This is a genomic window from Nonomuraea sp. NPDC051941 (genome assembly GCF_044593615.1).
On record NZ_JBIUCF010000040.1, the window covers coordinates 1 to 20,655 of the forward strand.

Sequence of the window (20,655 nt, forward strand, 5' to 3'; positions counted from 1 at the left end):
GTGCGGGCTGATGTTGTTGCCGGGCTTGCTGGTGTTGCCGACCGTGCCGATCTTCTGGCCCTGGCTGACCTGGGCGCCGGCGGAGACCGAACGCATGGTCAGGTGCGCGTAGTACGTCGTCCAGCCGCCACCGTGGTCGATCTTGACCAGGTTGCCGTAACCGTTGGTGGAACCCTGGTGAGCCGAGATGACCACGGTGCCCGCCGCGGCGGCGACCACCGTGTCACCACGGTCGGCGTCGGCGGTGCTGCCCCGGTTGAAGTCGATCTCGTACGACTTGTGCGCGCTGCTCCCGCTGGAGTTGCCCGTCCACGTCTGACCACAGGGGAACGGCAGCTGGAAGCTCGGCGCCGCCAGCGTGGACACCGGCGGGACGTCCACCTGGTTGTCCGGGTTGCCCATCTCCCCCTCGTCCTCCTTCGACGAGGACGTCGGCGTCGGGGTCGGCGTCGGAGCGGCCCAGGCCGTCGCGATCGGGCCGGTCGTGAGGCTGAAGAGCAGGGCGAGCCCGGCCGTAAGCACCCCTCTGGTTCTCATGCGGATACCTTTCTGCGCGCACCGGAGGGCCGATGCCCCGGACGGTGCGCGAAATCTTGACTGTTGACTTTGCGTAGCGCCCTTGCCGGTGATCAAGATTGGGAGCCCCGCGTACAAAGAACATCCAAAAGAGCTACAAAGGCCCTCCCACCTTGGACGCTTCGCTCAACGGGGGTCCCGCACGAAGTCCGGCTCAGGGGAACGCGCGGTCATGGTGGTTGAACAGTCCGTAATCAAGGCCTCGGGTCGTCACCTGTCCGGGGCGGCCACGAACGGCTCACGACGGAGTAACCCTCACTGCGGGAGTGGCGTCCCAGCGGAACCACGGCGAGTTCGGTCTCGTAGTCCAGCCGCTCGGTCGCGGCCACGCTCGCTCACGCCGCCGGTGCCGACACGAAGGCGGCCCTGCGGATTCCGGGAGAGAGGGAAAGAGTCTGGCTGCGGATTAAACGCCGACAGTAATTATCCCGGGCCTGCCACACCGTATTTAAAGCCGTGACCGAGCCGCTCCGTTGCGTAATATTCCGGCCCCTGGCCATGGACTCCGCGTGAATCATCGACCTGAACATACGCCGCCGAGACCGGCTCGGTTAAGGGCGTTCCGGTCAACGTGGTGTCCTTATATCCAGCATTATTGGGTGGGGGCGAAGGTCCGGTCTCCTTCGTCGTGTTCGACCAGGATGCGGGCCTGTAAGGCCTGGTCAGAGGCCACTTCAAGCCGCAGCGGGATGAGCCGTACGGCCTTTTGCACGCTCATCTCGCCCGGCTTCGCACCGATTCCGGTTCGAGTTGAGTGACGACCGTGAGTGCTGTTACCTTCACACGGTGGACGACAGGCGTGCACGGGCGGAGATAATCGAGGACTTTGCGGCGACGCTGCGGGAGTTACGCAACGCGGTCGGCAACCCACCATTCCGTGAGATGTCCGGCCGGTCAGGGGCGATTTCTCACACGACGTTGCATGAAGCCACGAAGGGTAACCGGCTCCCGAGTTGGGAGACCACCGTCGAATTCGTCAAGGTGTGTAACGCGGACCCGGCCGCGTACCGCGAACTCTGGGAGAGGGCGAACCAGGCGGTCAGATCGACGAGCGCCGGGGATCCCGCGATCCGCGTGGACACCTCGGTGGACGGTCTGTCCGGTGGACTCGCGGTGTCCGCCACGGAGCTTCGTACCATGCAAGCGCCCCGGTTGGTCGGCGAGACCTCGGCATCCGTGCCTACGCCGCGGCCGCCGTCCGACGAGCTCGCGGGCAACATCCAGCCTCTGCTCCCCGCGCCGAGGAGCAGAGGACGATTACGGCTGACCGGCGCGGCCGCGTTCGCGGCAGCGGCTGTCACCGTGGGGGCGGCGGTCCTCGTCGTGGTCGTCGTCAATCGCGGCTCCGAGCCCGAGGGAAACAGCTCGAACCCGACCGGCAGCCCATCGATCGCCGCGCTGTCCCCGGCCGATTGCCCGGTGCGTTCGACGAACCCGCCTTGGTCCCCGCCGTTGTACAAGGGCGATGCGGCCGCGTTCATCGAGGACGTCACGCTGGCCGACTGCACGCGCGTCGGTCCCGGCAAGACCATGACCAAGGTATGGCGGCTCAAGAACGCCGGGACCGTGCCGTGGAAGGGATATTCGCTGCGGCGCCTCGACCCCACGCAGCAGGCTGACCATTGCCAGACCATCTCCGACGTGCCGATCAAGGACACGCAACCTGGCGAGACGGTCGACATCCGGACCGACATCACCACGCCCAAGAAGCCGGGCTTGTGCTACGTGCGATTCAAGATGGTGGACGCTTCGGGAGCGGTCGTGTTCCCCGGAAGCCGGCCGATCAACTTCCAGATCATCGTCGACGCACTCTGATTCCCCGACGTGCGTGGCACGCCGGGGAACCGGAGTCGGACGGTCTCAGGGGAGTCAGGAGCCGAGAACGATCCCTGTGTAGTAGTTCTGGAGGATCCTGGAGTAGCTCCAGCCCGCTCTGGCCTTATCGCGAGAGCCGTACTGCGACATCCAGTCGCCGTCGACCCAATTTCCGCACGCCGTCGTCGTGGAGCAGTACTGGGCTCGGAAGATCTTCCCGCTGCGGGTCAGCCGGGTGCCCCAGGTCGCGTCCACCGCGGCACTCGTCACCGCCTTCGCGGAGCCGGGCTTGTACACCTGGCTCGACGTGTGGTCGTAGACGTCGAAGCACCGGCCGTCTGCCGTCTTGCGGTTGGAGTGCAGCGCCCAGTACCAGCCGAAGTTCTTCACGGCCATCGCCCCGGCCTTGAGGGACTCGCTCGGCCAGCTCGACACCCACTCGTTGGGCAGGACGTTCTTGACGTAGGTCTTGAACTCCACCCGCTCCACGCGATCGAGGGACTTGCGGTACACGAGGATCGTCGTGGGCAGCTTGGTGTCCGTGCCGTCGGTCTTGCACCCGGTCGGCGTCGGCGTCGGCGTTGTGGAGCTCAGGAACTGGTGTGAGGCGTTCTGGTTCTTGAGGGTGGCGTTCAGGTTGCCCTTGGCGCCTGCGGCGAAGTCCTGGTAGGTGCCGGTGTGGCCGCTGTTGAAGTAGACGCGGACGGTTTTGCTGCTGCGGTTCCAGACGGAGGCGGCGGCGTTCTTGATGCATTTGCCCTTGCCCTCGCCGGGGCCCTTGAAGTCGTAGCAGGTGGGCTGGGTGGTGGCGTAGTCGTCGATCGATCCGGTGAAGTCGGAGAGCGATCCCTGGTTGTTGCTGTTGAAGTAGTAGCAGAATTCGCCGGTGTCACAGACGCCGTCGCGGCTTGCGGCCGAGGCGGGCGATGCGGTGGCGAGGACCGTCCCGCCGAGCGCCATCACGGCGGTCGCCGCGGCCGCGAGCCGCGAGATCAGCCGGACAGTTCGTAAAGGCACAGTGGTCTTCCTCATCTTGTCGGTGGCCGCGAAGCGTTATCGGACGGTGTAGCCCTGGGAGTTCCAGAACGAGGTCGGGTTCGGGTTCTCCAGGTGCGGGTCGCCGACGCTCTTGGCCGCACGCGTCTGCTGTCCGAGACGCATCTCGACGTGGGTGTGCGCGGATGAACGGCTCGACACCCCGTGCCACGACTCGGTGGCGATGACCTGGCCGCGGCTGACCTGCTGGCCCACGCGCAGGGAGGACAGCGGAGCGGAGTGCAGGTAGATCACCGTCTTGTTCGCTGCGGCGTTGTAGACGGCGATCGTGGAAAGTCCCGCCCTGCCGGTGGAGCCGCGTACGACGTTGATGACCTTGCCGGCCACCAGGTTGTAAACATTCGAGCCGATGCCGCGGGCGATGTCGATGCCTTCGTGCCGGCCGGAGGTGGAGGTGTAACCGTCGAAGCCGCAGGTGATCGTGGCGCTGGCCTTGTAGAGCGAGGTCGACATGTTGCTGCGCGACGGTGACGACGAAGGGCTGAACTGGTGCGAGGCGTTCTGGTTCTTGAGGGTGGCGTTCAGGTTGCCCTTGGCGCCTGCGGCGAAGTCCTGGTAGGTGCCGGTGTGGCCGCTGTTGAAGTAGACGCGGACGGTTTTGCTGCTGCGGTTCCAGACGGAGGCGGCGGCGTTCTTGATGCATTTGCCCTTGCCCTCGCCGGGGCCCTTGAAGTCGTAGCAGGTGGGCTGGGTGGTGGCGTAGTCGTCGATCGATCCGGTGAAGTCGGAGACCGACCCTTGGTTGTTGCTGTTGAAGTAGTAGCAGAATTCGCCGGTATCGCAGACGCCGTCGCGGTTCGCGGCCGAGGCGGGCGATGCGGTGGCGAGGACCGTCCCGCTGAGTGCCATCGCTGCGGTCGTCGCGGTGAGGATCCTGGCGAGCGTTCTCATGTGCTGTTCCTTTTCTATGTGCGGAGTCTGGGTTTCGGATGGAGGAGTCAGCGGCGCTGGTACTCCTCCCAGGTACGGATGGTCACCTTCGGGCCGTCGTCCGGGCCGCGGCCGGCGAGCCCGTTCAGGCCGAGGTAGTAGTCACCGATCTGGTGCTGGGCCTGGCCGGAGAGGCTGGTGTCGTTGATGGCGGTGGCGTGGATGTGCCACGGCCAGTCGTCCTGCTGGGGGTTACGCAGCCATGCGGCGAAGCCGACGAGGCGCAACGCGCGGACGGTCGCGGTGCGGGTGGCGGAGTTCATCCCCTTGACCGAGATGTCGACGACGCCCCCGCCGTCGTGGGTGCCCGCGGATGTGGGGTCGCCGCCGGGGTTGTACGAGCCCTGATCCAGCTTGAGGTCGCGACCGAGCAGCCGCTTGGCCGCCGCCAGCATGTTTCGTGTGCGAGCGTTGATGACGAAACCGCCGGTGGACACCCGGGCGCCCGGGTCGATGACATCGGTGACCTTGAAGCGGCCGGCGCCGAGCTTGGTGAGCGACGTCTTGCCCGGCAGGCCGTTGGCGTCGAGACCACTGAGGCCGAGCGACTTCTGGTACTTCGCGTAGGCGGTGACCGTTGTGGAGCCGAAGTAGCCGTCCACCCACTTCGCGTCGAGAAAGCGTCCGTCACGCAGCGCCTCCTCGACGAGGAGCACGCTGGCCTTGGCGCCCGGAGTCAGCGTATTGTCGGGACGCCGCGGGTCGATCTGGGCCGCCTTGACGGTGGCTTCCATGTTCACGCTCGGAAGGGCCTCAGCGTCAGCCGTCTGTGTCGCCGCCGACGCCTCGTACACTCCCGTCAGCGAAGTGAACAGGACGGCCGCCATGAGGGCGGCGGCGCGTGCGGGCAGCTTCATCGTTACTCCTGGTTCAGGGGCTGGGGCGATTCCGGTCTGGCGGGATCCAACGTTCCGGTTCGCTCGCGTGTCCGGTAGAAGATCGGTGTTGTCAGCCTGTTCGACGGGCTTTTCCGTACGGGCGTACGCGCCGTTTGACAGGTGATCCGATGGCGGGAAACACCAGCTCAGACCGGGTTATGAGGCGGTACATGAGCTCACGTACGGCCAAGGTCGTCTGAGGCGCCCACTTACGCGGGCGGCTCGGTTCCCGAACGCTCCGCGGGTCCCCGTTGCCGCCCGCCCAGAGCCTTCGGCCGCTCGGAGAAGTCCCCGGCCTGCCCGCTACCGCCGGTATTTGTTGGGCATAGGGTGGGCGCCATGGGGCTGCAATTCGTTCAGGTGAATTTCAAGGCTCGGGATGACTCGGCGCTCGGCCGGTTCTGGGCGGAGGCGCTCGGCTGGGGTGTTTCCAGCGAGGGACCCGGTGTGACCAACGTCGAGCCCATGGGTTTCGTCTGGCCGGACCCCACCGCCGTCTGCGTCGATGTCGTCACCGTCCCGGACCCCGAATCGGTGAAGTACCGCGTGCACATCGATCTCGCCACCACCTCTGCTGCCCATCAGGCGGAGTTGGTCGCGCGCCTGAAGGAGCTCGGTGCGACGCCCGCCGATGTGGGCCAGGGTGACGTCCCGTGGACGGTGCTGGCCGACCCGGAGGGCAACGTGTTCTGCGTGCTGGAGCCTCGGGAGATCTACCGGGACACCGGGCCGATCGCCGCGGTGGTGGTCGACTGCGCGGACCCGCGGGCCATGGCCCGGTTCTGGGGCGAGGCGATGGACTGGACCGTGCACGAGGTGACCGACGATCACGCGCGGCTGCGCTCCGCCAAGGGTGTCGGGCCGTATCTTGAGTTCCTCCGCACAGCGCCCGGTGCGAAGACCGTGTGGAACCGCGTCCATCTCGACCTGCTGCCGTACCGCGGTGAGGATCAGGCGGCGGAGGTGGCCCGGCTGCAGACCCTCGGCGCGACGCTCGCCGACGTCGGCCAGGGCGACGTCCCGTGGATGGTCCTCGCCGACCCGGAGGGCAACGAGTTCTGCGTCCTCCGTCCGGCAGCAGCCTGACGCGAAGCCCGCGTGCCGGAGAGCGGCGAGCCGCTCGACGTAATCGCGTCGGAGACCGGCCGGCTCTCAGGACGACACTTCGTAGCGGGTGGCGAGCGCGGTGGCGCGGCTACGCAGGGAGTCGCGCAACCACTGCGGGGACAGGGCTTCCGCGTTCGTGCTGAGCTGCCACAGCGCCCACTCGGCGTGTCTCGAATCTTGGAAGGCCACCTCCATCCGCAGCCAGCCGTCCGAGTCGGGTTCCTCGGCGCGAACGGCCAGCGCGGTGCCCAGCAGGTCCTCCCGCCGCGCCGGGTTCACCCGTAGCAGCACGGTGACCTGGTCGCCGCCGGTCCGGAACCGCGTGCTGCGTTCCTGCCAGGCCCGGTCCAGATCGACCCGGTCCGGTCGCTGCGCGGGTTCGGCGAGTTCCTGGGCGGCCAGGACCCGGGACAGCCGGTAGGTGCGGTCCTCGCCAGACCTCGTGGCCAACAGGTAGCCCTGGTCGCGTACGGTGACCAGGCCGATCGGGTCCACCGTGCGCCACTTCGGGCTCTGGTCCAGAGCCGCGTAGTGGATGCGCAGCTTGTGTCCGGCGAGCACCGCGCGCCGGACCTCGGCCACCACGGTGTCAGGCACCTCCTCGGCGACCAGCCGACGCGAGAGGAGGTCGGTCTCCGGGTCGATGAGCAACCGCTCGGCCGCGCCGGCCGCGGTGTCCCGATAGCTTTCGGGCAGCGCGTCAACCACCTTGAGCATCGCCGAAGCGAGCGCCGAGCCGAGGCCGAACGCCTGCGCGCCGCGCCGCGATCCGGCGATCAGCAGGGCAAGGGCCTCGTCGTGGTTCAGTCCGGTGAGCTCGGTACGGAAACCGGGCAACAACGCGAAACCGCCGTGCCGGCCGCGTTCGGCGTAGACCGGGACGCCGGCTGAGGACAGCGCCTCGATGTCGCGCAGCACGGTGCGGGTGGATACCTCCAGCTCGCGGGCCAGCGCGACCGCGGACAGCCGACCGTGCTGCCGCAGCAGCAGCACCAGCGAGACCAACCGGTCGGCACGCACACGGAAACATTACAAGCAATACACGACACAGGATGTCGTGATTTGTTGGGAGGCTCATCAGCGCGACCAAGAAGATGACGCGATCTACGTGCATAAATCGAATGGAGCTGATGTGGCAATGGAGCGAACGGCGGTCAACCCGTGGGCGTGGTCGGTGGAGATGGGCTACAACCAGGGTGAGATCGTCTCCGGGCACACCCGGACCCTGTACTGCTCCGGGCAGACCGCGATGAGCGGCGAAGGCAAGCCCCAGCATGCCGAGGACATGGCGGCGCAGCTGGCGCTGAGCCTCGACAACCTGGAGGCCGTGCTCGGCGAGGCCGGCATGTCCCTCGCGAACCTCGTCCGGCTCAACGTCTACACCACCGACGTCGATCGGCTCTTCGAGCACTACGGCGTGCTGGCGTCGCGGTTGGGCGCCGCCGGGGTGGCGCCGTCCACCACGATGCTCGGGGTGACGCGGCTGGCGATCCCCGACCTGATGGTCGAGCTTGAGGGGACCGCCGTCGCGTGATGGGCCTCGCCGCCTCCGGCAGGGCCGCACTGCCGGAGGCGGCACGAGCTGGCAGGCAGGTGGGTGATTTCCGGTGTTCAGAATGGTGACAATCGGCGTGTACGGCTTCGACGGCGCGTCCTTCCTGCAACGACTGCGGCACGCGGACGTCCGCCTGCTGCTCGATGTACGCCAGCGCCGCGGTGTCCGCGGACCCGAGTACGCCTGGGCGAACTCACTCCGGCTGCAGGCGGCCCTCGCGCATGCCGGGATCACCTACGAGCACCACCTTGAGCTCGCCCCAACCACCGAGTTACGCCGGCTCCAGTACGCCGAGGACGACCGCCAAGGGGTCGGCAAGCGCTCGCGCCGCGAGCTCGCCGCCGAGTACACCCGCCGCTACATCACCGAGATCCTCGACCGCGCCGACCTCACACCGATCGTGTCGGCGCTGCCGAGCAGCGGGACCGCGGCGCTGCTCTGTGTCGAGCGCGACGCCGAGGCCTGCCACCGCTCGTTGATCGCCCAGCGGCTGACCGAGCGGCACCGCGTCACGATCGAGCACCTGCGCCCGTTGTGACGCGTGCAGCGCAGGAGCGCCCGTACGATCATGACGCCGCGGAGTGGCTCACCTGCGCGGCGACGTCTCCGTCCGCGATCCATGCGCAGCCGCTGGCCGGGCTTTCGGTGGAGGCGATGACCGCGTCCAGGTTGTCACGGGTATGGGTCAAAGCGGCGATCTGGGCGTCGATGCGATCACGCTCGGCGGCCAGCCGGGCACGCGATTCGGGGGTGCTGGCCCTGGCATCGACGCAGGGCAGCAGCTCGGCGATGGTCCGGCTGGACAGGCCGGCGGAGTAGAGCGTCTGGATCAGCTGAACGCGGTCGGCCGCCGACTCGGGATAGTGACGCTGCCCGGAGCCGCTCCGGCCCGCCTCCAGCAGTCCCTGCTCCTCGTAGTAACGCAAGGCCCGCACGCTGACGCCCGACCGCGCCGCCAACTCGCCGATACGCATCGTGACCTCCATCACAACACTTGCCTCTGACGTCAACGTCAGGTTTTAGCCTATCCGGTATGCAGATCAACGGAGCACATGTGCTGGTCACCGGCGCCAACCGGGGCCTGGGCCGGCAATTCGTCCTTTCCCTCCTCGACCGCGGCGCCGGCAAGGTGTACGCCACCGCCCGCCGTCCCGACCTCATCGACGTACCAGGAGTCATCCCGCTGCGCCTGGACATCACCGACCCGGCGTCGGTCGCCGCCGCGGCCGCCGCGGCATCCGACGTCAAGATCGTCATCAACAACGCGGGCATCTCCACCGGCGCGAACCTCATCACCGGCGACCTCGACACGATCCGCCGCGAGATGGACACCCACTTCTACGGCACCCTCAACGTGATCCGCGCCTTCGCGCCCCAACTGGCCGACGGCGCGATCCTCAACGTCCTGTCGGCGATCTCGTGGCTCGCCTTCAACGGCGCGGGCGCCTACCACGCGGCCAAGGCCGCCGAGTGGGCGCTCACCAACAGCGTCCGCCTGGAGCTGGCCGACCAGCGCACTCTGGTGACGGGCCTGCACCTCGGCGCCGCGGACACCGACATGATGGCCTGGTACGACGGCGACAAGACCGCCCCCGAGACGATCGTCGCGGCAGCCCTCGACGGCATCGAGGCGCACCGGGCAGAGGTGCTCGCCGACGCCTGGAGCCACCAGGTGAAGGCGTGGCTGTCCGAGGACCCGAGCGTCATCTACCGGGAAGCCGCGGCCGCCCTCACGGCGTGACCTGTGGTGAGCTGATTCGGTCCAGCTCATGTCGGTAGGCGTCGAGGACGAGGCCGTGAAAATGGTGGACCGCGTGCTCGGACAACCCGGACTCCTGGGGGTTATAGACGATCTTCCCCTGGGTGAAGGCAGGAGTGCGCATCCCGCGCTGGACGCTCTCCACCAAGGCGATGTCCTCCACCTGGAGAACCTCGTCGATGTAGCGGATGCCGTCCAGCTCGGCCTCGTTCGGCTCCGCGGTCTCCAGGTAGAAGTCCCAGATCTCGCGAGTGCGTTCCGGGCCGTCAGGGACGATCTGCAGCACCATGAAGTTTCCGCGGCCGGGATAGCGCAGCAGGCAGGTGTTGGGCCACAGCCACCAGACCGCGTGCTCGGTGACGGTTGCCCCCGACACGTCGTAGGCGGTGTTCTCCGCTTTCCCCGCCTGGGCCATATGACTGGAGTAGATCCCGTACGTGGTGACCTTGTAGGTGCTCATGTCGACCAGGGACACAAAGTCCTTGTGGGCCACGTGGCAGTGGTAGCACTCCAGGAAGTTGTCGACGACGTTCTTCCAGTTGGAGGCGATGTCGTAAGTGAGCCGGCGGGCGAGGGTCAGCTTGGCCACGTCCGGCGCCCGCGCTTCGATCTCCGCCTTCAGGCCTCCGGCCTGCTCCGGCAGCGGGGTCGCCCCGGGGTCGAGGTTGACGTAGACCATGCCGCCGAACTCGGCAACCTGGATCTGATCCAGGCACACCGCAGAGGGGTCGAAGCCCGGCATGGCACCAGTGTTGCGTGCTCGCCTCAGCCGGCCGGTCAGGTCGAAGTTCCAGGCGTGGTACGGGCACACGATGCTGCGCCGGACGCCGGAACCGGACAGTAGCTCGTGCGCCCGGTGCTTGCACACGTTGTAGAACGCCCGCAGCGTGCCGGCCTCGTCCCGGACGGCGACGATCGGCATGCCGGCCACCGTGCCCGTCACGTAGCTGCCTGCCTCCCGCAGCTTCTCCACATGGCACAGCCACTGCCACGTACGCGCGAAGATCGCCCGCTGGTCGACGTCGAACCACTTCACATCGGTGTATGCGTCGGCATGCAAGGACATCGACAGCGCGGGATCCGGGTCGTACCCGGCCGAAATATGGTCGATTTCGGAGGCTGAGTCCGGGGCCACCGTACCTCCCATGCAGGCACCAAATGAGAGCCTAATGATCCTTCCGATGAGGATTCAAGGCTCCCAGCCCCGCAACGCCGACATCGTCGCGCCGGTCACGTATGCGGCCTCATCGCGGGCCGACGGAGCCGACAACAACCACCCGATCACGACGAGCGGCCGGGGATACCTAACAGGATCGCGCCTCCAGGAGCGGCAGGCCCGCCGCGTACCGGCGGAAGAAGCCGGCGGTCGGGGTGCCCGCCGTCGCGACGACGTCCGGGGTGCCTTCCGCGATCACCGCACCTCCATTCGGGCCGGCCCCCGGCCCCAGGTCGATCACCCAGTCCGCGGACGCGGCCACGGGGATGTCATGCTCGGCCACGACGACGGTGTTGCCCGATTCGAGCAGCACATCGAGCGCGTCCACCACCCGCTGGATGTCAGACGGGTGCAGGCCCGAGACGGGCTCGTCGAGAACGACGAGGCCGGCCCTGCGGCTCGCCGCACCGCGCTGGATCGCGGACGCCAGCTTCAGCCGCTGCGCCTCGCCGCCGGACAGCTCTGTGGCACTCTGGCCGAGTTGGAGATAGCCAAGCCCGACCTGGTTCAAGGCTCCCAGGGTCTCCGCGAGCTGCCGGGGCTCGGAGAACTGCTCCACGGCCTCGGCGACGGTCAGCTCCAGCACCTGATCGATGGCCAGCCCCTGATACCTGATGTCCAAAGCCTCCGGCTTGTAGCGCCGGCCCTCGCACGCGTCGCAGACCACCCACACATCCGGCAGGAAGTGCATGTCAACCAGCTTGCGGCCATAGCCGGTGCAGATCTCGCAGCGCCCACCACCCGCGGTGTTGAAGCTGAACCAGGAGGCATCGACCCCGCGCCCGCGTGCCGCACCGGTTTCGGCGAACAGCCTGCGGACGATGTCGAACGCCTTGCTGTAGGTAGCCGGGTTGGACCGCGGCGTTCGCCCGAGCGGCTCCTGATCGACGACGGCGACCCAGCCGAACCCCGCGAGGCCGGTCACCTCCCGCACCCTGTCGGTCGCCGTCCCGTTCAGGGCGGCCTCCACGCTCGTCCCGAGCGCGCCGAGCAGGCTGCTCTTGCCGCTGCCGCTCACCCCGGTCAGGCAGGTGAGCCGACCGGCGGGGAAACGTACCAGGTCAGCGGCCACGTTCTGCGCACGCAGGCCGTGCAGCTCCACCCAGCCGGTGCCATCCCCGACCGGGCGGCGGGTCCGGCGCAGCCGAGGCCCCTCGCCGGCCAGATAGCGGCCGGTCAGCGACGTCGGGTGGGCGGCCGCGTCGGCGGGCGGCCCCGACACCAGGACCTCACCGCCGAGGCGGCCCGCGCCGGGCCCCATGTCGATCACCCAGTCGGCCCGGGCGATCAGCTCAGGGTCGTGCTCGACCAGGAGCACCGTGTTGCCGGCCGCGCGCAACTCCAGGGCGATGTCGAGCAGGTGCGCCTTGTCCGCCGGATGCAGCCCGGTACCGGGTTCGTCCAGGACGAAGATGATGCCGCTCAACTCGGTGCTGAGCTGCGCGGCGAGCCGGGTCCGCTGCAACTCACCCCCGGACAGCGTCGCCGCGCTCCGGGACAGCTGGAGATGGGAGAGGCCGAGCCGGTCAAGGATCGCGAGTCTGCGGCCCAGGTCCTGCAGCAGCGGCTCACCCACCTCGCGCTGCCGGGCGCCCAGGTCGCCGGCCACCCGCTTCGCCCAGCCGCGCACCTCCCGTACGTCCACCTCGAGCAGGTCGGGGAAGGCCAGCCCGCCGAGCCGCACGGACCGGGCCACGTGGTCGTACCCGCTGCCGCCGCAGGTGCCACACGGCTGCTTGCGCATGTACGGCAGGTAGCGCTGCTTGGCGCTGGAGGTCTGGGCGTTCACGAACACCCGCTCCACCTCGGCGAGCGCGCCCCGCAGCGGCTGGCTCGAGGTGTAGGTGACCGAGACCGTCTCCTTTTTGCTGGTCATGTCGACGGTCGCCTCGACCTTCTCGTCACCCGTGCCGTACAGCACACAGTGGCGGAACTCCTCAGGCAGCGACCGCCACGGCCGGCTGAGGTCCACGCCGCGTTTCTCGGCGAGCGCCGGTACGAACGTGTGCTCCCCCGACCGCCACTTCGCGTACCAGGGCGAGGCCCCCTCGAAGAGCGGAAGCTCCGGGTGGGTGATGACCAGGTCCTCCTGCGCCTGCCAGCGCCCGCCCACGCCGTGGCAGTCCGCACAGCTCCCTTCCGGCGTGTTGCGGTCGAAGTGAGCGGTCGTCAGATGCCCGTCTCCACTCTCCGCCGCCGGGTCGGCGCCGATTCCCGGAAGGCGCGAGTACAGCAGCCCCAGGTGCCCGTCGATACCGGTGATCGTCGCGACCGTGGAGCGGGGGTTGCGGTTCAGGCGGCGCTGGTCGACGGCGAGCGTCGCGCCGAGTCCCAGGATGCGGTCGACCTTCGGCCGGTTGCGCTGGGTGATGTACTGGCGTACGAACGGCGAAAGCCCCTCCAGATACCGCAGTTGCGCCTCGTTGTGCAGGGTGTCGACGGCCAGCGAGGTCTTGCCGCTGCCGCTCACTCCGGTGAAGGCGACAAGCTGCCCTTTGGGGATGCTCACCGACACGTCCCGCAGATTGTTGGTACGAGCCCCCACCACCTCGATGGTCTCCCGTACGAATGCGGTCAACCTTCGTCCCCCTCGTGCGACGCCGCAGTGAGCTTGGCGATGTCGGGGGCGTAGGCGGTCATCCAGTGCGGATGCAGCCGGTAGTAGACCACGTCGTTGTCCCAGTCGAAGGCGTCGTCGCCGTAGAAGTCCTTGAAGTACGCGAGCAGGTCCGGCCAGTCCGCGGCCGGCTCGCCGTTCTGGGGGTTGAGGATCTCCACCGTGCCGTGCGTGAACACGCCCAGGTCCTCCCCGCGCATGTGCGCGACGCTGACGGCGGGGCGGGCGGCCAGGTGGCGGGCCTTTGCGGCGCCGGGTGCCGTGCCGAAGTGCCACTTGCCGTGCAGGAAATGCCCGTCCGCGCCACTGATCCGCGGCTCGCCCTTGGCCGTCACGGTGGACAGGGCAAGGGTGCACATGCCGGTGAGGACTTTGGTGAGCTGCTCTGCGGTCAGTGTCCTCTCGGTGTTGATGATCGAACGGAGGTGCGAGGTGGAGCGGGAGAGGGAGGCGTCCAGGAGGGCCTGGAGCCTTTCGAGATCTTCTGGCGTTTCGCGCATCGAGGTCCTGTCTATCCGTGGGTCCGGTCCACGTCCGCCGACCGGTGACACGATCCTCGACCAAAAACCCGACACCTTCTGTCGCATTTTCCGGCGTTCTGCGGACGCCATGTCATCCAGGTGCGCGGAGCAGCCGGACGGCGTCGGCGATGACCACGCCGTTCGCGTTGTTGCTCAGCTCGACCCTGCCCACCCCCTCGCTGATGCGGTACGTGCCGAGCGAGACCCAGGAACCGCCGCGCGGCTCCGTCGCTCCGCTCCTGCGCTGATCGACACGTACGAGCGTTGTCCCACTGGCATGACGGACCGTGAAGGGAGCGTTGCTCGCGCGGTTCTCGTGCGCGCTGTACGAGACCTGCACCTCGTAGTCGCCGGTGAGCGGGACCACGGGCCGCCACCGGACGACGTGTCCGCCCGTGCCGGCGGGGGCGTAGTGGTAGTTGCCGCCCCGGTAGCCGGGCACGCTCGAGCTGGCAGACCAGGTGCCGCTGATGATTTCGTAGCCGAGTTCGTCGTTGTCGACCACCACCTCTTCCCGTACGTCGGGTTGGGAGAGCGCGTCGATCAGGCTCAGCGTGTCCAGCGAGACCAGCCTGCCGCCGCCGCGGCCCACCCCGGAAGCGGTGAACCGGATCTTGTGCGACCCGGCCGTCAGATCGAGGCTGCCGAGTTGCGCGACGTCGTGGCCGTCAGCCCGGTCGGCGGTGGTGTCCACCAGCGCGGCCCGGGGTTTGACGCCGTCGACCGAGACGGTGACCAGACCTCCGTCAGCGGTACGGAAGTAGCGCAGCAGCAGCTCATAGGTTCCCGGTGCCGGGACGTTCACGGTGTATTCGAAGTACGTGCCGGTCTGGGAAGTGGTGAACGCCACCCGTTTCCCGCCGCGGGCCATGGGGTCCTGGACGGCGGACATGGTGCCGCCGGACGTGGCGGCGCCGGTGGTGAGATCGATGAGACGTTCGGTGTAGCCGGGGCCGTCGGACAGGCTGTCGCGGCCGCCGCTCAGCCATTCGAGCGAGAACCGGCTCATGACCACGCGGCGGGGGAAGCTCGGGTCGTCGCCGTCACGGCCGTAGAGGAGCAGGATCCTGCCGTCGGAGAGCCGGCCGAGCTCGGAGTAGTACGACCGGCCCTCGTTGATCACCCGGCTGTAGCGGAAGGAGTGCGCGTCGTCGTAGCTGATCGACACGGTCAGGTTGGTACGGACGGGGGAGTCGGGGCGGCTGAACAACACCCGGCTCACTTCGGACGTGCCCGGCCCGCCCGTGTAGCGCAGCAGGCTGGCGTCCACGGCGTTGAACGTACCGGTGGCCCCGTCGAGCTGCGGCGGCGACCAGCTGAGCCCACGATCGGCGCTGACCGACACGATCCGCTGCCGGTTGCCGCCCGCCGCGGCCCGGCCGTTGATCAGCACCGTGCCGTCGGACCTCTGGATCAGCCTGGCCTCGTTGATGGGATAGGCGGCGGAGACAGGCACCTCCCCGGTGGCGTGCCAGGTCCGGCCGTGGTCGTCGCTGTAGATCGACGCGACGCCGTAGCGGCGTTCGGCGACGGTGTTGCCGGTGACCTCGCGGCGGTGGGCGCAGTTGAGCAGCAGCCGGCCGTTGTCCAGCTGGATGCCGTGGCCGGGGCCGGGACCGTGCAGGGTCCATTCGTAGGGGAACTGGCTGAACAGGCCTGACATATCGCGCGGCGCGCTCCAGGTGAGACCGCCGTCCTCACTGGAGATCATGAAGAGGTCGCCCTTGTCGCCGGAGCAACCGGTGTTCTCCGGCAGCCGGGTGGAGAGCATGTAGAACAGGAAGATGCCGCCGGTGAGCCGGTCGACCACGAAGGTCGGGTTTCCCCACGACTGGCCTCCGACCGAGGCGACCAGCGTTCGGGTCGGTTGCCAGGTGTCGCCGCCGTCGGGGCTACGGCGTACGAGCAGGTCTCGGGGGCCCGCGTCGCACACCTCGTGGCGGCCTTCCGTGACGACCAGGATGGTGTCGTCCGGCAGCACGGCCAGCCCGTGGACGTGGTAGCTCTCCAGCGGATCCACGGTGTTGTCCCACAGCGTCGTCTCGTCGAAGGCCGTGCTGTCGGACAGTGTCGCCCGCCGCCGGGACGTCGTCGCGTTCGCGGACAAGGCGGGACCGAGTGCGACGGTCAACGAGGCCGCGGCGACTCCGAGGCCGAAGGCTCTGCGCCCGATGAGGGGGTGATGAGGATCTGGCTGTGGCATGTGCTGCCTCCGGAGTGGGGGGTGGGGGCCGGCGATCCGTCACGAGCAGGTACGGGGGCGGGAGCCTGAGGTTCGCCGCGCGTCCGCGGAGATCATCTCACCGGAGGGATGAGATGACGATCACAACGGCGCTGCCGACGAGCATGGTGTCGGCTGTTGCCGATCAGGTGACGGGGGCCGCGTCCCAGACAGGACGCAGCACCACGGCGACCTGCGGGGCCTGCCGGACTCCGGCCTGGTAGACAGGCGTCCATGCCTCCCGGTTTCCGAGGTCGGGGCCGAACGCCGCCAACGCCTCGGCATCCGGGCCGATGCGCACGTCCCGAGGGTCGCTCGCCGGGAAACGGTCGGCCATCGGCTCGATGAAAACGCGGGTCACGGCGGTGGCGGCGAGGTCGGCGTTCACGCCGTTGCGCAGAGCGCCGTCCATGTAGCGGCGGCCGTTGACGGTGATCGGAGCGGTCGTTCCAGGAAACGCGGAGCTCGACGCCGCGGCCTCGACCAGGGTCGCCGCGCCGTCGCGGTCCCATACCTTCGGTTCGCCGGTCTCGGCATCCACTGCGGTGATCAGCAAGGGGCGATCGGGCCACTTCTCGGTCTCGACCAGGGAGGAAATCCCGGTCAGGTGTCCGTCCTCGGACGGGGCCTCGGCAGCGAGCGCGATGCGCCCGGCTCGACGGCGTCTGTCGTCCGGTTCCAGGGTCGGGTCGACCAGCGTGGCGAACGCCTGTGACATCGCGGCCAGGTCCGGTGGCCCGGAACGTCCGGCGCCCGTGGACGGCAGCGTCTCCACATCGGCCAGGGCCCGGCCGGTGGTGAGCATGGCCGCGACGATCGCGCCGGCAGAGGTGCCCACGATGAGGTCGGCCTCGGCGAGGTCGATGCCCTCGCGGCGCAGCCCTGCGGCGAGGCCCGACAGCCACGCCGTGCCGACAACTCCGCCGGCACCGAGGACCAGCGCTTTTCCGTACTGAGGGGAGGTCATGCCGTCATCCTGTCCCCTCAACCTTGATTGAGGTCAACGCGCCGGGCGGCTCCGGTGGCGCCGACCCTGTACCGCGTTCAAACGGCCGGCAGACTCCCTTCGATCACCCTTCTGCGCGCTCAGGCGTGAGATCGCGGTCGGCCAGCAGGCTGACGGCGACGGTGTTGCCCAAATGGGCGTGGGCGCGGAGCACGGTGATGGCCTCCTCCTCCCGCCCCAGCCTCGTCAGGAGATGGCTGAGCAACGGCAGGACGGCATACGCTTCGACGGATTGAACCGCTGGGACAGCGTGGTGCAGGAGCAGGGTGACCGCATCCTCCAACCGCCCCTGTCGGGCAAGCAGTCGGGCGAGGCTGTGGGCCGCGTGCGGGTCGCCTGCCGTGGCGCGGGCCCGCAGTTCTTCCACGCGCCCCTGTTCGGCCAGCAGCCGGGCCAGCCGGTCGCCGGCGGCCCAGTCGCCCTGGTCGGCGTGGGGGCGCAGCAGGGTGATGGCGTCCTCCACGCAGCTCTGCAGGGCGAGCCGGAAGGCGGCGTCGGGGTCGCCTGCTGTGGCGCGGGCCTGCAGTTCTTCTACGCGTCCCTGTTCGGCGAGCAGTTTGGCCAGTTGGTCGCCGGCGGCCCGGTCGCCTTGGTCGGCACGGACGCGCAGCTCTTCAGTCCGGCCCTGCTGAGCCAGCAGCTCGGCCATCATGAGAGTCCAGTTGTCGTCCTGGTCGGGGTGGGCGTTGAGCAGGTCGATGGCCTCCTGAGCGCCATCGTGGCGGGCGAGGAGCCGAGCCAGCTGCGGGGCGGAGCCTCGGTCCGTGTGGGGACGGAGTACGGTGATGGCCTCCTCGATCCGGCCCTGTCGTTCCAGCAGGTAGGCCAGTATCGCGACGGCATGCCCGTCGCCCGCGTCGGCACGGGTGCGCAGTTCCTCGACACGGTCGTGTTTGACCAGCAGGTCGGCCAGTTTCAGGCTGGCCGACGCGGCGGTGCCGGAGGTGTCGTGGTCGGCCCAGGCGCCGAGCATGGTGATGGCCTCATCAAGCCGGTCCTCTTCGACCAGCCGGTCGGCGATGCGTCCAAGCGCGCCCGCGTCACCTTGGCGGGCGCAGGCATACAGGTGCTGGGTGTACGGGGTGGCGGCGAGGTGGTGTTGAAGCAAGGCGTGGCGAAATTGCCAGGCAGTTCCAGATTGGCGCAATGTTTGGCGTTGGTGCTGGTCTTCGAGGAATGTCCACAGTCTCCAGGGGAGCCGGCCCTTGGTGGCAAGACGAAGATGGGTGATCTTGTAATCGATCCAGGTCCACAGGCCCGCACCGCAGGCTGCGACCCATCCGTAGACGGCGGCCGCGGTGACGGCGGGGATCCAGAGGGTCGATGCTGGGGCGAGCACTGCGACAGAGGCGGTGAACACCAATGCGCCGGTGATGCCGTGCTGGGCGGCGGCGATGGCGGTGGCGTGGTGATTGGCGTTCAGCGTGGCGCGTGGAGTGGTGCCCCGAGGCCGGGTCCTGGAGGGCAGGGTGGGCATGACCGACGCGAGTAGCCCGGTGACCAGGGCACCGGCCGCTCCGATCAGCGGATTGCCGAGAATGACCCCGGTCAGCAGCCCCGGCGCGACACCGAATCCGGCCCGCAGCGCCAGGACCCGGCGACGACGTTCGCGAGCCAGCGAGTAGGAGGTGGGGGTGTACGCCGGGTAAGCGTGGGGCCACAGCGGCCGCAGCAGGCCCGCCGCCGCGGCCAAGGCCGCGGCGGACACGGTGAGCGCTGCTGCGCCCCCCGACACGGGCCCGGCCGCGGCACTGACACCGGCACCCACGCCGACTGCGACAGCCAGCACCGTGCGGGTCCTGATCACCTCCGCATTGAAGGTGAAGAGGTCGGGGGACAACTGCCACCACACCAGTTCCGTCCTGCCCACCAGCTGCAGGTGCAGGGCCAGGCAGCCGAGCCAGCGCTGGGCGGCGGCGGGACTGTAGCGGCGCACCGGTCGGCCTTCGGGCGGCGTCGGCCGGTCGGGGTCATGAACACTGGTCACGAAGGTGTCCAGAAGCGTCGCGGCGATGGCGTCCTGGCTGTCGAGGCGCGTCAAGGCGATGGGGTCGGTGTTCGAGGGCCTGTAGGCGGTACGGGCCAGTGAGACCATCAACGGCGTGGACAACACCCGCGCCAGCGGACCCTCGCTGTCGTGGCGGAGATGGGTGAAAACCGGTTCCCAGCGATGCCGGAACGGCTCGGGGTGGGACAGGAACGCGATCGCCTGTTCCACATCGACCGGCATGATCTCCACGACCGCGGCCCGGGAGATGATCGAACGACTGGCGTCCACGGCTCGCTGGTATTCGCGGGCCCGGCAGGTCACCACCAGCGGCCGTCCTGTCGCGGCGAACTCATCCAGCCTCCGCAGCGCCCGCTCCTGCGACTCGGCCGGGAGCTCGTCCAGTCCATCCAGCACCAGCAGTATCCGGCCTTCGCTCATCAGCAGCTCCGCCACGCAGCGGCCCTCCGACAAACCGGCCGGCATCGGATAATCCTCAGCCATCCGCCGAGCCGCGAACCGGCGTACCGACTCGTCCTGCGGGTTCCAGGAAGTGATCGACAGGAGCACCGGCACCGGGTCGTCCTCCACCGACCGCTCGATCAGCCCGAGGGTGAGCAGCATCGCCAGGACGCTCTTGCCCGCGCCCGCCTCTCCGAGCACCACCAACTGCCGATGGGGCAGCTCGCAGAACTTCTCGACGACCTGCGTGACGTCGCCTTCCAACGGCCTGTCCTGCCACGTGGTCTCCGGCTCGTCCAGCACCACCTGACGTTTCTCCGCGACCTCTCGATCGGTCGAGGACCACCGCACCCGCAACGGCACCGGCTGCCGAACGCCCCGCAGCACCGTCTCGTGCTCCCACTGCTCCCGGACCATCCGTCGCAAACCCGCCGCAGCGCTACGCATCGCCGCCTCCCGGCTCTGCGGCACAGCGCGCGACTGCACGATCTGCGACGCGGTGGCGACCATGACCAGCACGCCGGTCAACACCCACGTGGCCGGGGTCCACCACCAGGCCTTCACCTCAACGGTGCCGGTCGCCAGATTCCCCACCAGCCCGATCCCGACCGGCACCACCGCGAGCGCGACCGGCGACACCACCCAGCGGCCCCGACCTCCACTGCCCATGCTGCCAGCATCGCTACCAGGCGTCACCAACGCAACACTCAGCGGAAACCACGGTTCGAAGGGTCAGGAGATCTCCGCGATCAGATCCCCTTCATCCAGGACGTCGCCTTCGCTGACAGGCAGCGCGGTGACGACGCCGGACGTCTCGGCCTCGACAGGGATCTCCATCTTCATGGATTCGAGGATCACCAGCGTGTCGCCGGCGGCGACGCTGTCGCCCGTGGAGACGAGCACCTTCCAGACGTTGGCCGCCAGGTCGGACGTGATCTGCCGGCCCATC

At 68.6% G+C, this 20,655-nt stretch carries 18 protein-coding genes; 5 read left to right on the forward strand and 13 right to left on the reverse strand.

Annotated features, from left to right (window positions below; genetic code table 11):
• Window positions 1–537 (reverse strand): M23 family metallopeptidase (locus ACIHFD_RS47015; RefSeq protein WP_397372435.1); only part of this gene is annotated, 537 nt, incomplete at its 3' end.
• Window positions 538–1,362: 825 nt separating this feature from the next.
• Between ACIHFD_RS47015 and ACIHFD_RS47020 the strand changes: the two genes are divergently transcribed.
• Window positions 1,363–2,391 carry an NBR1-Ig-like domain-containing protein gene (locus tag ACIHFD_RS47020; RefSeq protein WP_397372436.1) on the forward strand — a complete coding sequence of 343 codons (1,029 nt, stop codon included), beginning with the start codon at window positions 1,363–1,365 and terminating at the stop codon, window positions 2,389–2,391.
• A gap of 54 nt (window positions 2,392–2,445) precedes the next feature.
• On the opposite strand, the gene ACIHFD_RS47025 is transcribed toward ACIHFD_RS47020, so the two are convergent.
• From ACIHFD_RS47025 to ACIHFD_RS47035, 3 genes are read right to left on the reverse strand one after another with little or no spacing between them, the layout of a single operon-like run.
• Window positions 2,446–3,408, reverse strand: a complete 963-nt coding sequence (locus ACIHFD_RS47025; RefSeq protein ID WP_397372437.1) for a SpoIID/LytB domain-containing protein — start codon at window positions 3,406–3,408, stop codon at window positions 2,446–2,448.
• A gap of 36 nt (window positions 3,409–3,444) precedes the next feature.
• Window positions 3,445–4,338, reverse strand: coding sequence for a peptidase inhibitor family I36 protein (locus ACIHFD_RS47030; protein WP_397372438.1), 894 nt, complete (start codon window positions 4,336–4,338; stop codon window positions 3,445–3,447).
• A gap of 47 nt (window positions 4,339–4,385) precedes the next feature.
• The gene (locus ACIHFD_RS47035; protein WP_397372439.1) at window positions 4,386–5,234 is read right to left on the reverse strand and encodes a peptidoglycan-binding protein; all 849 of its coding nucleotides are present in this window, start codon (window positions 5,232–5,234) and stop codon (window positions 4,386–4,388) included.
• Between the two features lie 360 nt (window positions 5,235–5,594).
• Here ACIHFD_RS47035 and ACIHFD_RS47040 point away from each other — a divergent pair, with 360 nt between their 5' ends.
• Window positions 5,595–6,341, forward strand: coding sequence for a VOC family protein (locus tag ACIHFD_RS47040; protein ID WP_350737654.1), 747 nt, complete (start codon window positions 5,595–5,597; stop codon window positions 6,339–6,341).
• Between the two features lie 66 nt (window positions 6,342–6,407).
• Here ACIHFD_RS47040 and ACIHFD_RS47045 read toward each other — a convergent pair whose 3' ends face one another.
• Entirely contained in the window at window positions 6,408–7,382 is a 975-nt protein-coding gene (locus tag ACIHFD_RS47045) for a helix-turn-helix transcriptional regulator (protein WP_397372440.1), read from the reverse strand.
• A gap of 118 nt (window positions 7,383–7,500) precedes the next feature.
• Between ACIHFD_RS47045 and ACIHFD_RS47050 the strand changes: the two genes are divergently transcribed.
• Both ACIHFD_RS47050 and ACIHFD_RS47055 read left to right on the forward strand, forming a co-directional pair.
• A complete protein-coding gene (locus ACIHFD_RS47050; protein WP_350737651.1) occupies window positions 7,501–7,896 on the forward strand; it encodes a RidA family protein in 396 nt (131 codons plus the stop codon).
• Window positions 7,897–7,978: 82 nt separating this feature from the next.
• A complete protein-coding gene (locus tag ACIHFD_RS47055) occupies window positions 7,979–8,455 on the forward strand; it encodes a DUF488 family protein (protein ID WP_397372441.1) in 477 nt (158 codons plus the stop codon).
• A gap of 28 nt (window positions 8,456–8,483) precedes the next feature.
• Here the strand turns inward: ACIHFD_RS47055 and ACIHFD_RS47060 are convergent, their stop codons facing one another.
• Window positions 8,484–8,891: a MerR family transcriptional regulator gene (locus ACIHFD_RS47060; protein WP_397372442.1), complete on the reverse strand. Its 408-nt coding sequence runs from the start codon at window positions 8,889–8,891 to the stop codon at window positions 8,484–8,486.
• 59 nt (window positions 8,892–8,950) lie between these two features.
• On the opposite strand from ACIHFD_RS47060, the gene ACIHFD_RS47065 reads away from it, so the two are divergent.
• Entirely contained in the window at window positions 8,951–9,658 is a 708-nt protein-coding gene (locus ACIHFD_RS47065; RefSeq protein WP_397372443.1) for an SDR family oxidoreductase, read from the forward strand.
• On the opposite strand, the gene ACIHFD_RS47070 is transcribed toward ACIHFD_RS47065, so the two are convergent.
• From ACIHFD_RS47070 to ACIHFD_RS47100, 7 genes are all read right to left on the reverse strand, one after another.
• Window positions 9,648–10,811, reverse strand: a complete 1,164-nt coding sequence (locus ACIHFD_RS47070; RefSeq protein ID WP_397372444.1) for an SRPBCC family protein — start codon at window positions 10,809–10,811, stop codon at window positions 9,648–9,650. The two genes, ACIHFD_RS47065 and ACIHFD_RS47070, sit on opposite strands and share 11 nt — an antisense overlap.
• Window positions 10,812–10,980: 169 nt before the next feature.
• Complete coding sequence (locus ACIHFD_RS47075; RefSeq protein WP_397372445.1) at window positions 10,981–13,470, reverse strand: excinuclease ABC subunit UvrA; 2,490 nt, start codon at window positions 13,468–13,470, stop codon at window positions 10,981–10,983.
• The gene (locus ACIHFD_RS47080) at window positions 13,467–14,009 is read right to left on the reverse strand and encodes a pyridoxamine 5'-phosphate oxidase family protein (protein WP_397372446.1); all 543 of its coding nucleotides are present in this window, start codon (window positions 14,007–14,009) and stop codon (window positions 13,467–13,469) included. Before ACIHFD_RS47080 ends, ACIHFD_RS47075 begins: the two co-directional genes overlap by 4 nt.
• Before the next feature lie 112 nt (window positions 14,010–14,121).
• Entirely contained in the window at window positions 14,122–16,137 is a 2,016-nt protein-coding gene (locus ACIHFD_RS47085; RefSeq protein WP_397372447.1) for an exo-alpha-sialidase, read from the reverse strand.
• Between the two features lie 259 nt (window positions 16,138–16,396).
• Window positions 16,397–17,218, reverse strand: coding sequence for a patatin-like phospholipase family protein (locus ACIHFD_RS47090; protein ID WP_397372448.1), 822 nt, complete (start codon window positions 17,216–17,218; stop codon window positions 16,397–16,399).
• A gap of 103 nt (window positions 17,219–17,321) precedes the next feature.
• Window positions 17,322–20,375 (reverse strand): NACHT domain-containing protein, encoded by a 3,054-nt coding sequence (locus tag ACIHFD_RS47095; RefSeq protein ID WP_397372449.1) that lies wholly within the window; start codon window positions 20,373–20,375, stop codon window positions 17,322–17,324.
• A 63-nt stretch (window positions 20,376–20,438) separates the two neighbouring features.
• Window positions 20,439–20,654, reverse strand: coding sequence for a biotin/lipoyl-binding carrier protein (locus tag ACIHFD_RS47100; RefSeq protein ID WP_350737593.1), 216 nt, complete (start codon window positions 20,652–20,654; stop codon window positions 20,439–20,441).
• Window position 20,655 lies beyond the last annotated feature (1 nt).